The sequence below is a fragment of the Streptomyces sp. NPDC050423 genome, from assembly GCF_040655445.1.
GTDB lineage: Bacteria > Actinomycetota > Actinomycetes > Streptomycetales > Streptomycetaceae > Streptomyces.
This window is the reverse complement of sequence record NZ_JBFAJY010000001.1, coordinates 70,558-90,157: the sequence shown is the minus strand read 5'-3', so window position 1 is coordinate 90,157 and position 19,600 is coordinate 70,558. Positions and strand designations below refer to the sequence as shown.

Annotated in this window: 17 protein-coding genes; 10 read left to right on the top strand and 7 right to left on the bottom strand. The window is 70.9% G+C overall.

Translation table 11 applies throughout. The annotated features are described in order from the left end of the window. Nucleotides 1-55: 55 nt before the first annotated feature. Complete coding sequence (locus AB0I52_RS00295) at nt 56-1,054, bottom strand: DUF5937 family protein (RefSeq protein ID WP_363067416.1); 999 nt, start codon at nt 1,052-1,054, stop codon at nt 56-58. 73 nt (nt 1,055-1,127) lie between these two features. On the opposite strand from AB0I52_RS00295, the gene AB0I52_RS00290 reads away from it, so the two are divergent. From AB0I52_RS00290 to AB0I52_RS00270, 5 genes are all read left to right on the top strand, one after another. Beyond that, nucleotides 1,128-2,621, top strand: coding sequence for an MFS transporter (locus AB0I52_RS00290; protein WP_363067414.1), 1,494 nt, complete (start codon nt 1,128-1,130; stop codon nt 2,619-2,621). A 10-nt stretch (nt 2,622-2,631) separates the two neighbouring features. Next, nucleotides 2,632-3,141 carry a MarR family transcriptional regulator gene (locus AB0I52_RS00285; protein WP_363067412.1) on the top strand — a complete coding sequence of 170 codons (510 nt, stop codon included), beginning with the start codon at nt 2,632-2,634 and terminating at the stop codon, nt 3,139-3,141. 65 nt (nt 3,142-3,206) lie between these two features. Continuing rightward, on the top strand, nt 3,207-3,539 hold the full coding sequence (locus AB0I52_RS00280; RefSeq protein WP_363067410.1) for a DUF3817 domain-containing protein: 333 nt from the start codon (nt 3,207-3,209) through the stop codon (nt 3,537-3,539). A gap of 86 nt (nt 3,540-3,625) precedes the next feature. Further along, entirely contained in the window at nt 3,626-5,326 is a 1,701-nt protein-coding gene (locus AB0I52_RS00275; RefSeq protein WP_363067408.1) for a methylmalonyl-CoA mutase family protein, read from the top strand. 102 nt (nt 5,327-5,428) lie between these two features. Continuing rightward, a complete protein-coding gene (locus AB0I52_RS00270) occupies nt 5,429-6,487 on the top strand; it encodes an alpha/beta hydrolase (protein WP_363067406.1) in 1,059 nt (352 codons plus the stop codon). A gap of 8 nt (nt 6,488-6,495) precedes the next feature. Here AB0I52_RS00270 and AB0I52_RS00265 read toward each other — a convergent pair whose 3' ends face one another. Continuing rightward, nucleotides 6,496-7,128, bottom strand: a complete 633-nt coding sequence (locus tag AB0I52_RS00265; protein WP_363067404.1) for a TetR/AcrR family transcriptional regulator — start codon at nt 7,126-7,128, stop codon at nt 6,496-6,498. Between the two features lie 317 nt (nt 7,129-7,445). Here AB0I52_RS00265 and AB0I52_RS00260 point away from each other — a divergent pair, with 317 nt between their 5' ends. The 4 genes from AB0I52_RS00260 to AB0I52_RS00245 all read left to right on the top strand — a co-directional run bounded on the left by AB0I52_RS00260 (nt 7,446) and on the right by AB0I52_RS00245 (nt 11,680). Continuing rightward, the gene (locus AB0I52_RS00260) at nt 7,446-8,426 is read left to right on the top strand and encodes a tetratricopeptide repeat protein (protein ID WP_363067402.1); all 981 of its coding nucleotides are present in this window, start codon (nt 7,446-7,448) and stop codon (nt 8,424-8,426) included. A 599-nt stretch (nt 8,427-9,025) separates the two neighbouring features. Further along, the gene (locus AB0I52_RS00255) at nt 9,026-9,685 is read left to right on the top strand and encodes a DUF6230 family protein (RefSeq protein WP_363067400.1); all 660 of its coding nucleotides are present in this window, start codon (nt 9,026-9,028) and stop codon (nt 9,683-9,685) included. A gap of 92 nt (nt 9,686-9,777) precedes the next feature. Further along, on the top strand, nt 9,778-10,368 hold the full coding sequence (locus tag AB0I52_RS00250) for a DUF6114 domain-containing protein (RefSeq protein ID WP_363067398.1): 591 nt from the start codon (nt 9,778-9,780) through the stop codon (nt 10,366-10,368). Beyond that, a complete protein-coding gene (locus AB0I52_RS00245; protein WP_363067396.1) occupies nt 10,358-11,680 on the top strand; it encodes a hypothetical protein in 1,323 nt (440 codons plus the stop codon). The genes AB0I52_RS00250 and AB0I52_RS00245 overlap by 11 nt, the downstream gene beginning before the upstream one ends. 110 nt (nt 11,681-11,790) lie before the next feature. Here the strand turns inward: AB0I52_RS00245 and pyk are convergent, their stop codons facing one another. The 3 genes from pyk to pta form a co-directional block, all read right to left on the bottom strand. Continuing rightward, nucleotides 11,791-13,221, bottom strand: a complete 1,431-nt coding sequence (pyk, locus tag AB0I52_RS00240) for a pyruvate kinase (protein WP_363067394.1) — start codon at nt 13,219-13,221, stop codon at nt 11,791-11,793. A gap of 74 nt (nt 13,222-13,295) precedes the next feature. Beyond that, complete coding sequence (locus AB0I52_RS00235; protein ID WP_363067392.1) at nt 13,296-14,537, bottom strand: acetate kinase; 1,242 nt, start codon at nt 14,535-14,537, stop codon at nt 13,296-13,298. Further along, a complete protein-coding gene (pta, locus tag AB0I52_RS00230; RefSeq protein ID WP_363067390.1) occupies nt 14,534-16,669 on the bottom strand; it encodes a phosphate acetyltransferase in 2,136 nt (711 codons plus the stop codon). Before pta ends, AB0I52_RS00235 begins: the two co-directional genes overlap by 4 nt. Nucleotides 16,670-16,927: 258 nt before the next feature. Between pta and AB0I52_RS00225 the strand changes: the two genes are divergently transcribed. Next, entirely contained in the window at nt 16,928-17,953 is a 1,026-nt protein-coding gene (locus AB0I52_RS00225) for an ATP-dependent 6-phosphofructokinase (protein WP_362964780.1), read from the top strand. 151 nt (nt 17,954-18,104) lie between these two features. Here AB0I52_RS00225 and AB0I52_RS00220 read toward each other — a convergent pair whose 3' ends face one another. Together AB0I52_RS00220 and AB0I52_RS00215 are read right to left on the bottom strand one after the other, a co-directional pair. Beyond that, the gene (locus tag AB0I52_RS00220) at nt 18,105-18,728 is read right to left on the bottom strand and encodes a helix-turn-helix transcriptional regulator (RefSeq protein WP_363067803.1); all 624 of its coding nucleotides are present in this window, start codon (nt 18,726-18,728) and stop codon (nt 18,105-18,107) included. 197 nt (nt 18,729-18,925) lie between these two features. Further along, nucleotides 18,926-19,600, bottom strand: a complete 675-nt coding sequence (locus tag AB0I52_RS00215) for a response regulator (protein WP_363067801.1) — start codon at nt 19,598-19,600, stop codon at nt 18,926-18,928.

Here is a 19,600-nt window from a genome sequence, read left to right as displayed (position 1 = left end):
GGCCGGGTGACCTGCCGCCGCTCCGCCCCGGGGCCGTGGCCCCTGGCCGCTCCCGTCATCGCGGTGCCTGGTCCTGGGGCACCGCCAGGGCGATCCCGAGCGGCGTCCGCTCGTACAGCACCTGGTGGCCGTATCTGCGCGACGTCAGCAGCCCCGCGGCCCGCAGCACCGACAGGTGCTCCGACACCGAGGACGGCGCGAGGCCGAGCCGGTGGGCGAGCGCGCCCGTGCCCGTCGGCTCGTCCAGCGCGCACAGGACGTCGGCGCGGGCCCGGCCGAGCAGCCGCGCGAGCACCTCCGGCGTGCTGTCGCCCGGCTCCGTCCAGAGTCCGCCGATGCCGCGTGCCGGATAGATGACCGCGGGCAGCCAGGGCGCCTCGAACCCGCCGACCACGTTCGGCCAGGCGAAGACGCTGGGCATCAGCACCAGGCCCTGCCCGCCGAGCACCCGGGAGTGGCGGCCGGCCGTGCGCGAGATGGTGAGCGTCGACTCCGACCAGCTCAGCTGCCCGCTCAGCTCACCCAGCAGCCGCTCGAAGCCGACCGCGGCGAGCCGCCGCGAGTGGTACGCCACGTCCGCCTCCAGCAGGGCCCGCAGCCGCGGCCAGTGCGGCTCGATCAACACCCGCCAGGCCTGCTCCAGCAGATCGGCCAGCTCCCGCACGGTCCGCGCGGGATCGGCCAGCAGCGCCTGCCCGGCGGGGGAGTCCAGCGCTCCGGGCCGGTCGGACAGTGCCCAGGCCATGTCCTCCCGCGCCAGCGCCGGATCGACCGCCCGCACCCCCGCGATCTCCTCCTCGAACGAGGCGAGGGGCCCCAGCGGCGGCGGGCAGAAGAAGTCCGGGCTGTGACCGCGCTCGTTCATCAGCAGCCACAGCGGCCCGAGGTCGAGCCCGGCGGCCGCGTGCCGGATCCGGCGCAGCCACGGCAGGTGGTAACCCTGCCGCTCCGGCGCGGCCAGCACCCGCACGGCGGCCTGGGTCTCCCCCAGCGGGGAGAGCGCGAACCGGCAGCGGAGCAGATCGCTCTCCTCGAAATGCAGATGGAACGGCATACGCGGGCCTCGGAAGATTCGGTGTGGACCGAAAGTCTACGGAGCGAGGGCCGCCCTCCCGCAGGCTGCGTCCATGCCGAGAGACAACGATCCCCAGGCGGGCGGACCCCGCGACGCGCCGGACACACCCCGCGAACGGCCGCTCCCGCACCGGGCCCGGCCGCCCGTCCCGCGCCCCGCGAGCCCCACCCGCACCGGACCGGCCCCTCTCCCGGCACCGCACCCGGAGCGCGCCGGTCCCCCCGACCCGAGCGGACCGCCCGCGCTCCGGGCCACCGCCCCGCCCGCTCCCGCGCCCCCGCCCGCCGGGGAACCGCCCCGCGGCTACGGTGCCGTCTTCGCCGTCCGCGAGTTCCGGGCCGTCTTCGCCGCGCATCTGCTCTCACTGCTCGGCGTCGTCGTCAGCGAGCTGGCGCTCACCGTCCTCGTGTACGACCTCACCGGCTCGCCGCTGCTCAGCGCCCTCACTTTCGCGCTCGGCATGCTGCCGTACCTCGTCGGCGGCACCCTCTTCAGCGGGATCGCCGACCGCTACCCCGCCCGCCGGGTCCTGGTCACCTGCGACCTGATCTGCGCCGGCTGCGTCGCCGTGATGGTGCTGCCGGGCACCCCCGTCGCGGGACTGCTCGTGCTGCGCTGCCTGGTGGCCGCGGTGTCGCCCGTCTTCACCGGCACGAGGATGGCCGCGCTCGCCGACATCCTCGGCGAGGACGACCTGTACGTCCTGGGCCGCTCGCTCCTGCGGATCGTCTCGCAGGGCGCGCTGCTCGCGGGCTTCGGTGTGGGCGGGCTGCTGCTGGCGGTGGTCTCGCCGCGCGGCGCGATCACGATCACCGTCGTCACCTTCCTCGGCTCGGCCGCCCTCCTGCGCCTCGGCACCCGGGACCGGCCGGCCCGGACCGGCGGCGGCCAGGGCGGCACGCTGCTCAGGGAGTCGCTCTCCGGGGCCCGCCTCGTCCTCGGCGACCGCCGGATCCGCGCGCTGCTGCTGCTCTTCTGGCTGCCCCCGGTGTTCGTCGTCGCCCCGGAGGCGCTGGCGGCCCCGTACGCCGAGGAGATCGGTGCGGGCACCGTCGCGCTCGGGCTGCTGATGTGCGCGATGCCGGTCGGCCAGATCGCGGCCGAGCTGTACGTGGGCGCGGTGCTGAGCCCGCGCACCCGCTCCCGGCTCGTGCTGCCGGTCGCGGCGGTGGGGCTGCTGCCCTTCCTGCTGTACGGGGTCAGCCCCGGCATCGTGCCGATCGCCGCCGCGCTGGTGCTGGCCGGTGCGGGGTCGGCGTACATCATCGGGCTCGACCAGTGGTTCGTCGAAGCCGTGCCCGACGAACTGCGCGGGCGGGCCATGACCCTGCTCACCGCCGGACTGATGACGCTCCAGGGCGTGGGCATGGCCCTCGCGGGCCTGGCCGCCGAGTTCTTCCCGGTGCACCAGGTGGTCGCCGGGTCCGGAGTCCTGGGCACGCTGTGCCTGCTGCTGCTCGTGGCGGAGGTCCGCAGAACCGCACCCGCTCACCGTATTCGGACCGAAGTTCGAGACGGGGAGGAGCAGCATATGACCAGTGGGTAAGGTCGATGCCGTGCCCAAGCCGCTCAGTCTTCCCTTCGATCCCATCGCCCGCGCCGACGAACTCTGGCAGCAGCGCTGGGGTCCGGTGCCCTCCATGGGTGCGATCACCTCGATCATGCGTGCGCAGCAGATCCTGCTCGCGGAGGTCGACGCGGTGGTCAAACCGTACGGGCTGACGTTCGCCCGCTACGAGGCGCTGGTCCTGCTCACCTTCTCCAAGGCCGGTGAGCTGCCGATGTCCAAGATCGGCGAGCGGCTGATGGTCCACCCCACGTCCGTCACGAACACCGTGGACCGGCTGGTGCGCTCCGGCCTGGTCGACAAGCGCCCCAACCCGAACGACGGCCGCGGCACGCTCGCCTCCATCACGGACAAGGGCCGTGAGGTCGTCGAGGCCGCCACCGGGGACCTGGTCGCGATGGAGTTCGGGCTCGGGGCGTACGACGCCGAGGAGTGCGGCGAGATCTTCGCGCTGCTGCGGCCGCTGCGCATCGCGGCCCAGGACTTCGAGGAGATCTGAGAGACCGGGTTCCGGGTCCCGGCCCGCTGCAAGATCGCCCCGGGTGTCCGGTTAGGCTCGATGGCATGAAACGCAGCGTGCTGACCCGGTACCGGGTGATGGCTTACGTCACCGCCGTCATGTTGCTGGTGCTCTGCACCTGCATGATCTTCAAGTACGGCTTCGACACCGGTGAGGGCCTGACGCTCGTCGTCTCGCAGGTCCACGGCGTGCTCTACATCATCTACCTGATCTTCGCCTTCGACCTCGGCTCCAAGGCGAAGTGGCCGATGGGCAAGCTGCTCTGGGTGCTGATCGCCGGCACGATCCCGACGGCCGCGTTCTTCGTCGAGCGCAAGGTCGTCCGCGAGGTCGAGCCGCTGCTCACGGACGCCGTCCCGGTCCCCGCGAAGGCCTGACCGAAGTCCGGTCCGAACCGCCCCGTGCAAAGCACCGGGCGGTTTGCCATCGACATTTACTAGGACGTCCTAGTAAATTTGTACGCATGGACGCTGACGCTATCGAGGAAGGCCGCCAACGCTGGCAGGCTCGTTACGACAAGGCCCGCAAGCGTGACGCGGACTTCACCACGCTCTCCGGGGATCCGGTCGAGCCCGCGTACGGTCCCCGCCCCGGGGACGCGTACGAGGGCTTCGAGCGGATCGGCTGGCCCGGCGAGTACCCCTTCACGCGCGGTCTCCACCCGACCGGCTACCGCGGCCGCACCTGGACGATCCGCCAGTTCGCCGGCTTCGGCAACGCCGAGCAGACCAACGAGCGCTACAAGATGATCCTGGCCGCGGGCGGCGGCGGACTGAGCGTCGCCTTCGACATGCCGACCCTGATGGGGCGCGACTCGGACGACCCCCGCGCACTCGGTGAGGTCGGCCACTGCGGTGTGGCCATCGACTCCGCCGCCGACATGGAGGTCCTCTTCGGGGACATCCCGCTCGGTGACGTCACGACGTCGATGACGATCAGTGGCCCCGCCGTGCCCGTCTTCTGCATGTACCTGGTCGCCGCCGAGCGCCAGGGCGTCGACCCGGCCGTACTCAACGGCACGCTCCAGACGGACATCTTCAAGGAGTACATCGCGCAGAAGGAGTGGCTCTTCCAGCCCGAGCCCCATCTGCGTCTCATCGGCGACCTGATGGAGCACTGCGCCCGCGACATCCCCGCCTACAAGCCGCTCTCCGTCTCCGGCTACCACATCCGCGAGGCCGGAGCGACGGCCGCGCAGGAGCTGGCGTACACCCTCGCCGACGGCTTCGGCTACGTGGAGCTCGGCCTCTCCCGCGGGATGGACGTCGACACCTTCGCGCCCGGCCTCTCCTTCTTCTTCGATGCGCACCTCGACTTCTTCGAGGAGATCGCCAAGTTCCGCGCGGCCCGACGGATCTGGGCCCGCTGGATGAAGGAGACGTACGGCGCGAAGACCGACAAGGCGCAGTGGCTCCGCTTCCACACCCAGACCGCCGGTGTCTCGCTCACCGCCCAGCAGCCGTACAACAACGTCGTACGGACCGCGGTCGAGGCCCTGTCCGCCGTCCTCGGCGGCACCAACTCCCTGCACACCAACGCCCTCGACGAGACCCTCGCGCTCCCCTCCGAGCAGGCCGCCGAGATCGCCCTGCGCACCCAGCAGGTGCTGATGGAGGAGACCGGCGTCGCCAATGTGGCCGACCCGCTGGGCGGTTCCTGGTACGTGGAGCAGCTCACCGACCGGATCGAGGCGGACGCCGAGAAGATCTTCGAGCAGATCAGGGAGCGCGGCACCCGGGCCCACCCGGACGGGCAGCACCCGATCGGCCCGATGACCTCCGGCATCCTGCGCGGCATCGAGGACGGCTGGTTCACCGGCGAGATCGCCGAGTCCGCCTTCCGCTACCAGCAGTCGCTGGAGAAGGGCGACAAGCGGGTCGTCGGCGTCAACGTCCACCACGGCTCGGTGACCGGGGACCTGGAGATCCTGCGGGTCAGCCACGAGGTCGAGCGCGACCAGGTCAGCGAGCTCGCCGGCCGCAAGGGCGCCCGCGACGACGCCCGGGTGGGTGCGGCGCTGGACGCGATGCTGGCCGCCGCCCGCGACGGCTCCAACATGATCGCCCCGATGCTCGACGCCGTACGGGCAGAGGCGACCCTCGGTGAGATCTGCGGGGTGCTGCGCGAGGAGTGGGGCACCTACACGGAGCCGCCCGGCTTCTGACAGATAGTTGGCAGTTACAGGTGTCACCTCCAGGGGCCCGGGTAGGCGCAGCCGCGATACTCGTCACGCCTCTGGAGGAACACAGTGAGACTGTCCGGGAGAATGACAGCGGCCGCGGGCGCCGCACTCGCCGTACTCGGAACGCTGCTGGTCAGCGGTTCGACGGCGGTCGGCGCCGCACCGGCACCGAAGCCGAGGGTGCAGGACACCTTCGACTCGCTCGGCCCGGACGTGAAGGCCGCGAAGCTGTCCACCGGCCGGACCGCGCACTACATCGACGAGGGGCGCCGGGGCGGTACCCCGGTCCTCTACATCGGCGGCACCGGAACCAGCGCGCGCGCCGCGCACATGACGGACTTCCTCCGCTCCACCCGGGAGTCGTTCGGCCTCCGGCTGATCTCCGTGGAGCGCAACGGCTTCGGCGACACGGAGTACGACCCCTCCCTCGGCAAGGCCGACTTCGCGAAGGACGCCCTGGAGGTCCTGGACCGGCTCGGCGTCAAGAAGGTCTCGGTGATCGCGATATCCGGCGGCGGGCCGTACGCCGCCGAGCTGGCCGCCCGCGCCCCCGGCCGTGTCAAGGCCCTCCATCTGGCCGCCGCGCTCCCGCCGTACGGCGAGAAGGCCGCGTACTGCGGCCTGAGCGACGACGCGCTGGCCGACGCGGTCAAGGACTCGATCGCCGACCCGCGCTCCTGGTGGGCGTTCCCCGACGACAGTGCGGTCAAGTCCATCCCGGGCTTCGCCGACACCGCGTACGAGGAGGGCGCCCGCACGTACAACCAGCGCGGCCAGAAGTCCGATCCGGCTCCGCAGGTGCACGAGCAGCGGCTCTACTGCGAGCGTCCCGGCCCCGACCTGTCGAAGCTGAAGGCACCCGTCTTCCTGTACGGCGGCGACAAGGACACCACCGTGCCGCCGGCCAGCCTCGCCACCTGGCGCAAGGCGCTGCCGGTCACCCCGGTGGTCCGTACGTACGCCGACTCCGGCCATGACGTCCAGTACCGCCACTGGGACCAGATCCTGGTGGACCTGGCCGGACAGGGCGACCGCACGGTCGTCTGCCACAGCGACCACAGCAAGCTGATGGCGCCGAAGCGGGCGGACCGGCTGGTCTCCGCAGGCAAGGCCACGCTGGGCAGCTGCGCCTGGCAGAAGTAGCCCGAGGGCTACTGTCCCCCGGCGGCCGCACCCAGCCCCGCCAGGAGCAGCAGGGTGAAGCGCCGGGCCCAGTCGGCATCGACGGGCTCGGCGCTCACCAGCACCCGGTGCACCACCGCGCCGGCGATCACGTCGAAGGCCAGATCCGCCGTCAGGGCCGCCGTGACCTCGTCCTGCTCCACCGGCAACTCACCCCGGTCCTGCGCCCGTTGGCGACCCTGGAGCACCAGCCGCTTCTGCCGGGCCACGATCGAGTCGCGGATCCGGGTCCGCAGCGCCTCGTCCCGGGTCGACTCCGCGACCACCGCCATCAGCGCGGTCTGGGTCTCCGGCCGCTCCAGCAGCGCGGCGAACTGGATGACCACCGCCTGCACATCGGCGGACAGGCTGCCCAGATCCGGCAGCTCCAGCTCGTCGAAGAGAACCGCGACCGCGTCCACGACCAGCTCGTTCTTGCCCGCCCAGCGCCGGTACAGCGTCGTCTTGGCGACCCCGGCCCGCGTCGCCACATCGCCCATCGTCAACTTCGACCAGCCGAGATCGACCAGCGAGGCTCTGGTGGCCTCAAGGATCGCCTCATCGGCCGCGGCATTGCGCGGACGTCCCGTTCGTGAGGGTTTGGGGTGGCTGTGGCTCAGCATGACGCGACCATACCCGCCAGTAGCTAGTACCGGCCGGTCCCGTTCGCCGTGAGACAGATCACCGGGCACTCCTGTGCAGCGGGGGTGGTGGCCAGTTACGCTACGGGTCGTAGCGTAAGAACAACGGTCCGGCCGTTGTGGCGCCACGGGCGAACGACAGCCACAGGCACCGGGTGGGGACCGGGTGCCGAACCGGGTCTTTCAGGGGCCCTCGGACCGTGTCTGTCCGTACACCTCGCACACCGGCGGGGGGCGCGGACGGGCGCGGTTCACACATTGCTTTCCGGATCGGTGCGCCAAGGGGGGAGGATGTACGTATGCAGCCTAGGAACATGTCCATGAGCGGCGTCGTCGACCTCGCCGCGGTGAAGGCGGCCGGTGAGGCCAAGGCGAAGGCGGAGCAGGCCCGTGCCGAGTCCGCCCGGCAGGGTGGCCCCGCCGCCGTACCCGTTTCCTCCCTCGTCTTCGACGTCGATGAGGCGGGCTTCGAGAGCGACGTCCTGCAGCGCTCGGCCGAAGTCCCCGTCGTCATCGACTTCTGGGCCGAGTGGTGCGAGCCGTGCAAGCAGTTGGGGCCGCTCCTGGAGCGGCTGGCCCATGAGTACAGCGGCCGCTTCGTGCTGGCCAAGGTTGATGTCGACGCCAACCAGATGCTGATGCAGCAGTTCGGGATCCAGGGCATCCCGGCGGTCTTCGCGGTCGTCGCGGGCCAGGCACTCCCGCTCTTCCAGGGCGCGGCCCCCGAATCCCAGATCCGCCAGACCCTGGACCAGCTGATCCAGGTCGGCGAGGAGCGGTTCGGACTCACCGGCATCGTGGTCGACCAGGACGCGGCGGCTCCCGACGCGGCCGCGCAGGAGCCCGCCCCGGTGCCCGCCGGCCCGTACGACGCCCTGTTGGAGGCGGCCGCGCAGGCGCTGGACGCCAGCGACTTCGCGGGCGCCGTCCAGGCGTACAAGAACGTCCTCTCGGACGAGCCGGCCAACAGCGAGGCCAAGCTCGGCCTCGCCCAGGCGGAACTCCTGGCCCGGGTCCAGAAGACGGACCCGCAGCAGGTCCGCAAGGACGCCGCCGAGAACCCGGCCGATGTGCCGGCCCAGCTCGCCGCGGCAGACCTGGATCTGGTGGGCGGTCATGTCGAGGACGCGTTCGGGCGCCTCGTCGAGACGGTCCGCCGGACTTTCGGTGACGACCGCGACCGGGTGCGGGTGCGGCTGCTGGAGCTGTTCGAGGTGATCGGCCCCGATGATCCCCGTGTGGGCGCCGCGCGTACCGCCCTCGCACGCGTCTTGTTCTGATCTGACAACACGGCCGCGACTCCTTCCGGGAGTCGCGGCCGTTTTCGCGTCGGGGCGATAAGAGAGGCCCACGCTTTACCAAATCTTGATAAAAGCACGGGCTGTTACTCCGAGTAAATCGTGCACCGGGATCTGTCCGACTTCGCGCGTCAATGCCGTGATTCGTCTGCGGGTCCGGGGCAACCCTGTGTGGCCGGGCGGTGCCGCCCGGTCGTGGGCGGGTTATCGCGCCGTTACCAGTGAGTAACGAACCCCCTTGTGTCACGGCCGCGAATGGACCACGATCGGCCACGCTCGGTCCAATGACGCCAGTCCGGCTGCCAGTCGGTGCGGCGGCTCCGTTGGGTCCCCACCGGGTGGGCCGGCTGCAGTGGTGCCGGCTCCGGACAGGGGGGTTCCTGCTGACTCGCAGGGCCTGTCCGAAGAGGTTGCGCGAACGCGTGGCCAGTGGTTGTCGCTCGGGGGTGATCGCCGGTGATTCGGGCGCGGTTCACGTCCCCGTTCGCGGGCGCTCTCCTTTCCGAGGACGTAGCACTTCTCCCATCCCAGGTCGGGCAGGATGCCAGACCGGAGATGTACGTCCGAGAAGGAGGAAAAGTATGAGTTCCCAGGTTCGCGGTGGCACGAGATGGAAGCGTTTCGCTGTCGTCATGGTGCCCAGCGTCATAGCCACCGCCGCGGTGGGTGTCGGCCTGGCACAGGGCGCGCTCGCCGCGTCGTTCAGCGTGTCCGGGCAGGAGTTCAAGGTCAGCGCGAAGAAGCTCGAAGGCTACGACTTCGTGCAGTACGGCAGTGTGGCCGCCGAACGCGGCGCCGACCCCAAGGTCGCGGGCAAGGCGCACGCCGTGGCCGTGTCGGGCTTCAGCAAGGCCTACATCACGAACATGTGCCAGTCGGTCGTCACGCCCAACCTGCCGTTCGGCCTCGGCACCATCACCATGAGGCTGGAGGCCGGTGGCGAGGGCCACAAGCGTGTCTACGCCAAGGACCTCTACCTCGATGTGGCGGAGCTCGACGGCGACGCCAAGTTCTCGAACATCGACATCGGTGTGGCTGCCGGTTCGCTGCCGCGCACGGACAAGGGCACGGGCATCCAGCCTGGCACCCAGGCCGACCCCAACGGGTTCTCCCAGCGTGCCGAGGAGGCCGTGCTGACCGACGTCAAGCAGAAGGCGTGGGCCACGACGGCCGGCACCTTCAACCTCAGCGGTCTGAAGCTGCGCCTGCACAAGGGCACCGACATGGAGTGCTACCACTAGGCACCCGCCAGGGTGGCCGGGGGGCGCACTGCCTTCCGGCCACCCACCCTTCTCTTTCTCACGGCAGTACCGGTTCCAGGGAGCTGTTTTCCATGAGCCCCGAATCCCAAGGGCAGAACGAGCACTACCTCAGCGTCTTCCGGCGGACGTTCCGCACCTGGCGGGGTAACCGGCCGTTCTGGGCGGGTCTGTTCACCATGTTGGGCGGAGTACCCATCGCGTACTTCCCGTACGCGAACATGCACCTCGGCAACGTGACGCTGGCCATGTCCACCACCGCGGGCGCCGGGTCGCTCATCATCGGAGTCCTGCTCATCACGCTGGGCCTGACGATGTGGTTCCACAGCATCGTCCGAGTGTTCGCGGGCGTCGCGGCGATCCTTCTCGCGCTGATCTCGATCCCCGTCGCCAACATCGGCGGCTTTCTGATCGGCTTTCTGTTCGCCATGCTCGGTGGTGCGCTCTCCCTCTCCTGGGCTCCTGGTGAGCCGGGGACGGAAGAGGCCGCGCCCGCGGCGGGAGTTCCCGCCGAAGCGGCGCCGGAAGGCCCCTCGTTCACGAAGGACGAGCAGACCCCCGAACACTCCGGGGGCGAGCTCTACGGGAGCGCCGTTCCCCAGCAGGAGCCGGCGCAGTACGACACGACAGTTGAGGTCGACGGCGGGAGGCATCGTGCGGGGTGACGACAATCTGGCGGACGCCGCGGGCGGGGGCGGGCCCCAGGAGCGAAGAGGGCCCCGCCACGCCGCCCCCAGGAAGTCCCTGCTGACGAAGCTCCACATGCCCGCGGGCAAGAAGGCGTTCGCGCTCGCCGCGATGCCGACCGCGGTGTTCGTCGGGATGGGGCTCACCCCGAAGCTGGCGATGGCCGACGACAGCGCGGACATCCCCTTCGCGCCGGGCCCCTGCGTGACCCGCTCCGACGAGCCGAGCGAGTCGCCGTCGCCCTCCGCGTCGGAGACGAAGTCGCCGTCCCCGTCCGCCACCGCGAGCGGCAAGGCCACGCCGGACCGGAGCGACGGGGCCACCCCGAAGCCCTCGGCCAGCCCGTCGGCGAGCGCCTCGGGCGACAAGGCGGCCGGCACAGCGGGCGACAAGGCGGCCGACTCGGCGAAGAAGAGCACCGACGCCGAGACCGAGAAGCCGAGCGCGACCCCTTCGCCCACCAAGTCGAAGAACCCGCTCGACCCGCTGGGACTGGGTGACGCCCTCAAGGACCTCTTCGACGGACCGGACAAGGAGACGGCAAGCCCGTCTCCGAGCGCCACCACCGCCTCCCCGAAGCCGTCCGCGAGCACCGGTGACAAGTCCACCGACAAGGCGGACGACAAGCCCGTCGACAAGGTCACGGACGCGGCGAAGGACACGGTCGACAAGACCACCGAGGCCATCCGCGAGGCGGCCGGCAAGGCGGGCAAGCCGGTCGAGGAGCTGGACAAGGACGTCAAGGGACTCGACCCCAAGAAGGACGAGGACATCCCGGACGGCGCCAAGCCCTCCTTCCCGTGCCCGACCGCCGACCCGAAGGCACTGGCCGCGGCCGATCTGGAGCAGGGCATCCCCCGGGTCCCGAACGACCCGTGGATCCTGGAGAGTTCGCTGCTCACCCTGAGCGGGCTCGACTACAAGGGCATCGTGGAGGTGGAGAAGGGCGACGGCAGCACGAAGAAGGTGCTGAAGTTCACCGCCTCCTCCGTTGACATCAAGGACCTCCACCAGTTGACGGTCGGCCCGCAGTCGGGCGTCACCGGTCATGTGAAGGCGCGGAAGGGTTCGACCTCCACCATCCGCGACGGCACGGTGACGATGTACACGGAGGAGCTGAAGGGCAACCTCTTCGGCCTCATCCCGATCACCTTCAGCCCTCAGACCCCGCCCCCGCTGAACGTCCCGTTCGCCTTCTTCACCAACGTGAAGGTGACCCAGGCCGGCCAGTTCGGCGGCACGCTGACGGTGCCGGGACTGCAGAACTACTTCACGGGCGGCAACAGCTAGGAGCTTTCGTTCGGGAGCCGCGTGAGGCCCGCCCAACCGCCGAGGGCGGTGCCCCGGTTCAATTCGAACCGGGGCACCGCCCTCGTGTCGTCTACGGGACCGCCGTGCGGTCAGTCGCGGCCCTGGCCGCCCACGTGGTGCACGCGCACCATGTTGGTCGTGCCCGGGACGCCGGGGGGTGAGCCGGCCGTGATGACCATCGTGTCGCCGGCGTTGTAGCCGCTCAGCTTCAGCAGCTCCGCGTCGACCAGGTCCACCATCGCGTCCGTGTTGTCCACGTGCGGGACCACGTGGGCCTCGACGCCCCAGCTGAGGGCCAGCTGGTTGCGGGTGGACTCGTCCGTGGTGAAGGCCAGGATCGGCTGGGCCGCGCGGTAGCGGGAGAGGCGGCGGGCGGTGTCGCCGGACTGGGTGAACGCGACCAGGGCCGCACCGTCCAGGAAGTCCGCGATCTCGCACGCCGCGCGGGCCACCGAACCGCCCTGGGTGCGGGGCTTCTTGCCCGGCACCAGCGGCTGGAGGCCCTTGGAGAGCAGCTCCTCCTCGGCGGCGACGACGATCTTCGACATCGTCTTGACCGTCTCGATCGGGTACGCGCCCACGGAGGACTCCGCGGAGAGCATGACCGCGTCCGCGCCGTCCAGGATCGCGTTGGCGACGTCGGACGCCTCGGCGCGGGTCGGACGGGAGTTGGTGATCATCGACTCCATCATCTGGGTCGCCACGATCACCGGCTTGGCGTTCCGGCGGCAGAGCTCCACCAGGCGCTTCTGCACCATCGGGACCTTCTCCAGCGGGTACTCGACGGCGAGGTCGCCACGGGCGACCATCACACCGTCGAACGCCGCGACGACGCCCTCCATGTTCTCGACGGCCTGCGGCTTCTCGACCTTGGCGATGACGGGGACCCGGCGGCCCTCCTCGTCCATGATCTTGTGGACGTCCTTGACGTCACCGGCGTCCCGCACGAAGGAGAGCGCGACCAGGTCGCAGCCCATCTTCAGGGCGAAGCGGAGGTCGTCGATGTCCTTCTCGGACAGGGCCGGGACGTTGACCGCCGCACCCGGCAGGTTGATCCCCTTGTGGTCGGAGATCACCCCGCCCTCGATGACGATGGTGTGGACCCGGGGGCCGTCCACGGAGACGACCTTGAGCTCGACGTTGCCGTCGTTGATCAGGATCGGGTCGCCCTTGGTGACGTCTCCGGGCAGGCCCTTGTAGGTGGTGCCGCAGATCGACTTGTCCCCGGGGACGTCCTCGGCGGTGATGACGAACTCGTCCCCCCGGACCAGTTCGACAGGGCCCTCGGCGAACTTCGCCAGGCGGATCTTCGGGCCCTGGAGGTCGGCGAGTACGCCGACCGCCCGGCCGGTCTCGGCGGCGGCCTTGCGGACCCGGTCGTAACGACCCTGGTGCTCCGCGTGGGAACCGTGACTGAAGTTGAATCGGGCCACGCTCATGCCGGCCTCGATCAGAGCGACGAGCTGCTCATGGGAGTCGACGGCGGGACCGAGGGTGCAGACGATTTTGGAACGGCGCATGAGGCGGATCCTATCGGTTTGTTTAGCTGCGGAATATTCCGGCTGGTGGAAGATACAAAGGGGCGCGGGGGTGCTCAGTTGTCGATCAGTGCGAAGGTCTGGTCCGCGATCTCCAGCTCCTCGTCCGTCGGCACCACGGCGACCGCGACCCGTGCGTAATCCGGCGAGATCAGCCGCGGTGCGCCGGACCGTACGGCGTTGAGATCAGCGTCCACCACCAGGCCGAGCTCCTCCAGACCGGCGATCGCAGCCTCCCGTACCGGTGCCGAGTTCTCGCCGACCCCCGCCGTGAACACCACCGCGTCCACCCGCCCGAGGACCGCCGAATAGGCGCCGATGTACTTCTTCAGCCGGTGGACGTAGATGTCGAAGGCGAGCGCGGCACGCTCGTCGCCCTCGTCGATCCGGCGTCGGATCACCCGCATGTCGTTGTCGCCGCAGAGGCCGACCAGACCGCTCTTCTTGTTGAGCAGGACGTCGATCTCGTCCGCCGACATCCCCGCCACCCGCTTGAGGTGGAAGGTGACGGCCGGGTCGATGTCTCCCGAGCGCGTGCCCATGACCAGCCCCTCCAAGGGGGTCAGCCCCATCGACGTCTCCACGCACCGGCCGGCCGCCACCGCGGAGGCCGAGGCGCCGTTGCCCAGGTGGAGCACGATGACGTTGACGTCCTCGGGGGCGTGGCCCAGCAGCTCGGCCGTCTTGCGCGAGACGTACGCGTGCGAGGTGCCGTGGAATCCGTAGCGCCTGATCCGGTGCGCGTCGGCGGTCTCCACGTCGATCGCGTACCGGGCCGCGTACTCCGGCATCGTCGTGTGGAACGCGGTGTCGAAGACCGCCACCTGCGGCAGGTCGGGGCGCAGCGCCTGGGCGGTGCGGATGCCGGTGATGTTCGCCGGGTTGTGCAGCGGCGCCACCGGGACCAGGCGCTCGATCTCCGTCAGCACCTCGTCGGTGATCACGGTCGGCTCGGTGAACCGCAGCCCGCCGTGCACCACCCGATGGCCGATCGCCGCCAGCTCGGGGGAGTCCAGGCCGAGCCCGTCGGCGGCCAGCTCCTCGGCGGCGGCCCTGAGCGCCGCGTCGTGGTCGGCGATCCGGCCCTCGGTCTCCCGGCTCTCGCCACCGCCGCCGGTCAGCGGGGTGTGGACGAGCCGGGAGGTCTCCTCGCCGATGCGCTCGACCAGACCGGCCGCGAGCCGGGTGTGGTCGCGCATGTCCAGGAGCTGGTACTTCAGGGAGGAGGAGCCGGAGTTGAGCACGAGCACCCGGCTCGCCCCCTCGGCTGCCGCGGCACCTTCGGTCGGGGTGGTCATGCGGGTCGCTCCTCGCCCTGTGCCTGGATCGCCGTGATCGCCACGGTGTTGACGATGTCCTGCACCAGCGCGCCCCTGGACAGGTCGTTGACGGGCTTGCGCAGCCCCTGGAGGACCGGGCCGACGGCCACCGCTCCCGCCGAGCGCTGCACGGCCTTGTAGGTGTTGTTGCCGGTGTTCAGGTCCGGGAAGATCAGGACCGTCGCCTGGCCCGCCACCTCGGAGCCGGGCAGCTTCGTCGCGGCGACGCTGGGCTCCACCGCCGCGTCGTACTGGATCGGACCCTCGATCATCAGGTCCGGATGGCTCGCGCGCACCCGGTCCGTCGCCTCGCGGACCTTGTCGACGTCCGCTCCCGTGCCCGAGGTCCCCGTCGAGTACGAGAGCATCGCGATCCGGGGCTCCACGCCGAAGCGGGCGGCGGTCACCGCGGACTGCACGGCGATGTCCGCGAGCTGCTCCGCGTCCGGGTCCGGGTTGACCGCGCAGTCCCCGTACACCAGGACCTTGTCCGCGAGGCACATGAAGAAGACCGAGGAGACGATCGAGGCTCCCGGCTTTGTCCGCCCAGCGCCCGCCGCCACCCTGCCTGACGAGCTCCGCTCGGCCGCCTTTGTCTTGATGATCTCGAACGCGGGGCGGATCGTCGCCGCCGTGGAGTGCACGGCCCCGGAGACCATGCCGTCCGCGAACCCCTCCTGGACCATCAGGGTGCCGAAGTAGTTGACGTCCGCGACGACGTCGTACGCGAGCTCGACCGTCACCCCCCGGTGGGCGCGCAGCTGCGCGTACCGCTCCGCGAAGGTCTGGCGCAGCTCGGAGGTCTGCGGGTCGATGAGCTGGGTGCCGGCCAGATCGATGCCGAGGTCGGCGGCCTTCTTGCGGATGACGTCGGGGTCGCCCAGGAGGGTGAGGTCGCAGACGTCGCGCCGCAGCAGTACGTCGGCCGCGCGCAGCACCCGTTCCTCGGTGCCCTCCGGCAGCACCACCCGGCGCCGGTCCGCGCGGGCCTGCTCCAGCAGTTCGTGCTCGAACATCATCGGCGTGACCCGGCTGCTGCGGGCGACCGAGATCCGGTCGAGGAGCGCGCCCGTGTCGACATGGCGCTCGAAGAGTCCCAGCGCCGTCTCGGCCTTGCGCGGCGTCGCCGCGTTCAGCTTGCCCTCCAGGGCGAAGAGCTTCCCGGCGGTGGGGAAGGAACCGTCGACCACCGCGACGACCGGGGTGCCCGGTGCGAGCCGTGCGGCCAGCTTGAGTATCTCCTCGCCGGGCCGCTCGTCCAGCGTCAGCAGCAGGCCCGCTATGGGCGGGGTGCCCGCGCTGTGCGCGGCGAGCGAGCCGACGACCAGGTCCGAGCGGTCCCCGGGGGTCACCACCATGCAGCCCGGTGTCAGCGCCTTCAGCAGGTTCGGCAGCATCGCGCCGCCGAACACGAAGTCCAGCACGTCCCTGGCCAGCCCCGCGTCGTCGCCGAGCAGCACCGTCCCGTCCAGCGCCGCGGTGATCTGGGCGACCGTCGGCGCCGAGAGGGCCGGGTCGTCGGGCAGCACCGAGCAGGGGACGGGCAGCGTGGCCGAGAGCCGGTCCGCGATGACCTCGCGGTCCGCGGAGGCCACCCGGTTCACCACCATCGCGACGACGTCGCAGCCCAGACCGGCGTACGCGCGGTAGGCATTGCGCGTCTCGGCCCGCACGGACTCCGCGTTCTGGTCCTGGCCGCCGACCACCGCGATCACCGAGGCGCCGAACTCGTTGGCGAGGCGGGCGTTGAGGGCCAGCTCGTCGGGGAGCTGGGTGGCGGCGAAATCGGTGCCGAGCACGAGGACCACCTCGTACTTCTGGGCCACCCGGTGGAAGCGGTCGACGAGCCGGGAGACCAGTTCGTCGGTACCCTGCTCCGCCTGGATCGCGGAGGCCTCGTGGTAGTCGAGCCCGTAGACCGTCCCCGGGTCCTGGGAGAGCCGGTAGCGGGCCCGCAGCAGCTCGAACAGCCGGTCGGGGTCGTCGTGGACCAGTGGGCGGAACACCCCGACCCGGTCCACCTGACGCGTCAGGAGCTCCATGACTCCCAGATCGACGACCTGTCGGCCGTCGCCCCGGTCGATCCCGGTCACGTACACGCTGCGCGTCACGCGTGCTCTCCCGTCCTTGCCTGGCGGTTTGGGTGGTATCGCCTGTTTGACGATACCTGCGGGGGCCGAGGGGCCGCCCGCCGGGCGAAAGCCCCTCTCCGCGGCCGCCGGCGCCGCCGCCGCGAGCGGCCGGCGGCCCCCGGAGCAGGCCGGGAGCGCGAGGTACGTACCAGGCATGGGACAATCACCGTGGCTCACGGTACGGGGGATTCTGTAGTTACCGGCGGACAGGCCCTAGCGAGCAGGAGACAAAGCACGATGCGCATCGGAGTTCTCACCGCAGGCGGCGACTGCCCAGGCCTGAACGCAGTGATCCGCTCGGTCGTGCACCGTGCCGTGGTGGGTCACGGCGACGAGGTCATCGGGTTCGAGGACGGGTTCAAGGGCCTCCTCGACGGTCACTTCCGTCCCCTCGACCTCAACGCGGTCAGCGGCATCCTCGCCCGCGGCGGAACGATCCTCGGCTCCGCCCGGCTGGAGCGCGACCGGCTGCGCGAGGCGGCCGAGAACTGCGCCGAGCTGAGCCGCCGTTACGGCATGGACGCGCTGATCCCGATCGGCGGCGAGGGCACCCTCACCGCCGCCCGGATGCTCTCGGACGCCGGAATGCCCGTGGTCGGTGTACCGAAGACCATCGACAACGACATCTCGGCCACCGACCGCACCTTCGGCTTCGACACCGCGGTCGGCGTCGCCACCGAGGCCATAGACCGGCTGAAGACCACCGCCGAGTCCCACCAGCGCGTCATGGTCGTCGAGGTGATGGGCCGCCACGCGGGCTGGATCGCGCTGGAGTCCGGAATGGCCGGCGGGGCCCACGGCATCTGCCTGCCCGAGCGGAAGTTCCAGGTCGAGGACCTGGTCAAGATGGTCGAGGAACGCTTCGCGCGCGGCAAGAAGTTCGCGGTCATCTGCGTCGCCGAGGGCGCGCACCCGGCCGAGGGCTCGATGCCGTACGCCAAGGGCGCGATCGACCAGTTCGGCCACGAGCGCTTCCAGGGCATCGGCAACCGTCTGGCCGTCGAGCTGGAGACCCGGCTCGGCAAGGAGGCCCGGCCGGTCATCCTCGGCCATGTGCAGCGCGGCGGCACGCCGACCGCGTACGACCGGGTGCTCGCCACCCGCTTCGGCTGGCACGCGGTGGAGGCGGCGCACCGGGGTGACTTCGGGCGGATGACGGCCCTGCGCGGCAACGACATCGAGATGGTGCCGCTCGCCGACGCGGTGACCCAGCTCAAGCGCGTCCCGCTGGACCGGATGCACGAGGCCGAGTCGGTGTTCTGACCGGGCCGGCCGGTCCCGGCGAGCTTGTTGGGCAACGGCAGCAACCTTATTGAGCAACGGCAGCAACCGCAGCAACCGCAGTAACGGCGAGCGGGGCCGTGACCGTCCACCCTGGACGGCCACGGCCCCGCTCATCGTCGTGCGGCGGACCTCACGCCTCGGCGGTCTGCCAGAACCGGTCCACGATCTCCGCCAGGAACGCCCGGCCCGCTTCGCCCGTCGCACCCTCCCGCTCGGTACCGGTACTGCTCCAGCTCAGCGTGGACACCATCACGGCCTGGTACTCGGAGTGCAGCTGTTCCAGTACGCCCTGGACCACCTTCCGGTCCACCGGCACCACCTTCGAGACCGGCCGCACATACGCCTGCCAGCGCGTCGTCACGGCGCTGCGCAGCAGCTCGGCCAGCTCCTCGTCCCGTCCGGACGCCGTCACGAAGCCGGCGGCCGTCAGCCCCAGCGCCTCGGTGAGCGCCGCGGACTGGCGCTCGTTGCCCCGCCACCGCCCGGACTCCTCCATGCGCAGATACGCGGACGTGGCCATCCCCAGCAGCCTCGCCAGCTCGTCCGGCGCCAGGTCCCGGGCGACCCGGTGCTCGCGCAGGGTCCGGGCGGCGGTCAGGAGCTCACCGGGGGCGCACCACAGCACCCCCGCGAGCGCCGTGAGTTCGTACTCGGTCGGCAGAGCGAGTCCACGCTCCCAAGCGGCTACGGTCTCGGCGCTGATCCGGAGTCCGTACTGGGCGCCGAGGCCGTAGGCGACATGACCGGGAGCCATACCCAGGGCCTCGCGCAGTCTGCGCGCGGCGGGGGCGTTGAAAGGCGGGGTGGGGTGCACGGCCCTACCGTAGGAGGTCAGAGGCGGTATGACTACGGTGTGTTCTGCCGAGGCCACGGCTCGTAGGAAGCTCCTAGGGCGAAATCCGGGCGGCCGGGCACCCCCTGCGGGGGCCCAGGGACGGCCCGGGAGCCCGCTCAGCGGGCCTCGGCCACCCACCGGTAATGCAGTTCCGGACGTCCGATCTGTCCGTACTGTGGACTGCGCACAGTCCGCCCCGTGGTCACCAGATGCTCCAGATAGCGGCGCGCGGTGATGCGGGAGATCCCCAGCTCCACGCCCGCCGAGGCCGCCGTCACCCCGTCCGGGGCCGAGCGCAGCACCCGGGTCACCGCCTCCAGCGTCGGACCGCTCAGGCCCTTGGGCAGCCGGGCGGGCTGCGGGGAGCGCAGGGAGGCGAGCGCGCGGTCGACCTCGTCCTGTCCGCTCGCCTCGCCGGCCGCCGCCCGGAACTCCGCGTAGCGGACCAGCCGGTCGCGCAGGGTGGCGAAGGTGAACGGCTTCAGCACGTACTGGACGACGCCGAGCGACACCCCCTCCCGGACCACCGTCAGATCGCGCGCCGAGGTCACGGCGATCACATCGGCGGTGTGACCGGCCGCCCGCAGCGAGCGCAGCAGGTGCAGACCGTGCCCGTCCGGCAGGTACAGGTCCAGGAGCAGCAGATCGACCGGCGTGCGCTCCAGCGCCCGTACCGCTTCGGCGCGGGAGTGCGCGACCGCGGCCACCTCGAATCCCGCGACCCGGTCCACGTAGAGCCGGTGGGCGGCGGCGGCGACCGGATCGTCCTCGACGACCAGCACCCTGATCAC